This window comes from Vibrio sp. FF145 (assembly GCF_041439075.1).
GTDB lineage: Bacteria > Pseudomonadota > Gammaproteobacteria > Enterobacterales > Vibrionaceae > Vibrio > Vibrio tasmaniensis_A.
This window is the reverse complement of the sequence record NZ_JBGONH010000128.1, coordinates 1-1,241: the sequence shown is the minus strand read 5'-3', so window position 1 is coordinate 1,241 and position 1,241 is coordinate 1. Positions and strand designations below refer to the sequence as shown.

Annotated in this window: 2 protein-coding genes; both read right to left on the bottom strand. The window is 38.6% G+C overall.

Translation table 11 applies throughout. The features are described 5' to 3' along the window. Window positions 1–75 precede the first annotated feature (75 nt). On the bottom strand, window positions 76–516 hold the full coding sequence (locus ACED42_RS21800; RefSeq protein ID WP_371704152.1) for a hypothetical protein: 441 nt from the start codon (window positions 514–516) through the stop codon (window positions 76–78). A 145-nt stretch (window positions 517–661) separates the two neighbouring features. Beyond that, entirely contained in the window at window positions 662–1,171 is a 510-nt protein-coding gene (locus tag ACED42_RS21795) for an AAA family ATPase (RefSeq protein ID WP_371704150.1), read from the bottom strand. Window positions 1,172–1,241: the final 70 nt, after the last annotated feature.

The following is a 1,241-nucleotide window of genomic DNA, read 5'->3' as shown; positions in this document are numbered from 1 at the left end:
GCTTCGGGCTTGTTCAACACTTGGGATTTAGTGTTGGCTACGCAACACCTTAATCTTTATTTGTTAAACAGATGACTACTCGATTTGTATTTCACCAAACAAACCAGCTAAAGCCTCTGCTGTTTGCCAAAACTCAACGGTTTTATATGTTTTCTCAGAAATCTTAGGTGGCATAGGACTGCGCCCTGAATCCCAATCAATATAAGCAACTTTAATGCCTTCTTCATATAGTGATAATTTTACTTTTGAAACAATTCCCATGCTACGAAATGCGGTATATGTAAGGTAAGCAGGAGATTTACATTGAGATCTTTCTTCGACAACTCTAACTTTTAATTTTCTATCCTCTAATTGACTAACTAAATCTTCTTCAAAATCAGGGACTGTTACTTTTTCGTTCTCGACAACGCAAATATCAGAGTAAGTCGCTCGGTGTGATTCACCATAGCCCCTAATGCCACTACAACCTGTTGTAACCAAAATTGCCACTAACGAAAAAATATGTACTGTTTTCAATTTAATACTCCTTATTATTTTTAATCTGTTTAACGTCCAATTAAGTTGTGAGCAACGCTACCGCATTACTTAAACACTTCGCCGTAATCACCAAACTAATTGGAACCAAAAGCGCCAAGCGTTGCGAATCAGCTTGAATTACTTGTTAGCATGTTGTTTCCGCTACAAACTCATTCACTTGAGAGCGTGTAGTGAAACGTATTTTAGTACCGTGAAAATCACTGAACAATTGCTGATGGAACTGTCGTGAATTTTTGGATTCTCGAACTGAGTATTCAGAAGCCCATTTCAATAATTCACGAAAGTTTTTCTCAGCCTGTTCCTCGTTAAGTTGCTTCGAACTCTCCGAACCACGGGCATAAAGAGAACTTTCACACTCAGACCATTCCAAATCCAAAAATAGCAACGTATCAACAGAAAGGATAAGTTGTTCAGCTAAGGCACCAAATACTCCCTCAACCACCCAGCTGTATTGAGACTTTATACTAGCAACTTCATTATCGATTGCTTCAGAGGAGCGTTTTTGATTATAGCCGCCTGGCTCCCATACAATCGAGTCCAAGTTAACTTCTTGCAACTGAAGTTTTTGGGATAACTGTTTCGACAACCAACTCTTACCTGAACCAGAATTACCAATGATGAGAATTTTCTTCATATTACTCCTGCATGCTAACGCTTAAGTATTTATCCGTTGTCGTAGCACAATGGATAAATACCTGTTGGAC

What these genes read in the sequence shown, in the direction of transcription:
- ACED42_RS21795 (WP_371704150.1), bottom strand. Translation starts at nt 1,171, where the DNA reads ATGAAGAAAATTCTCATCATTGGTAATTCTGGTTCAGGTAAGAGTTGG.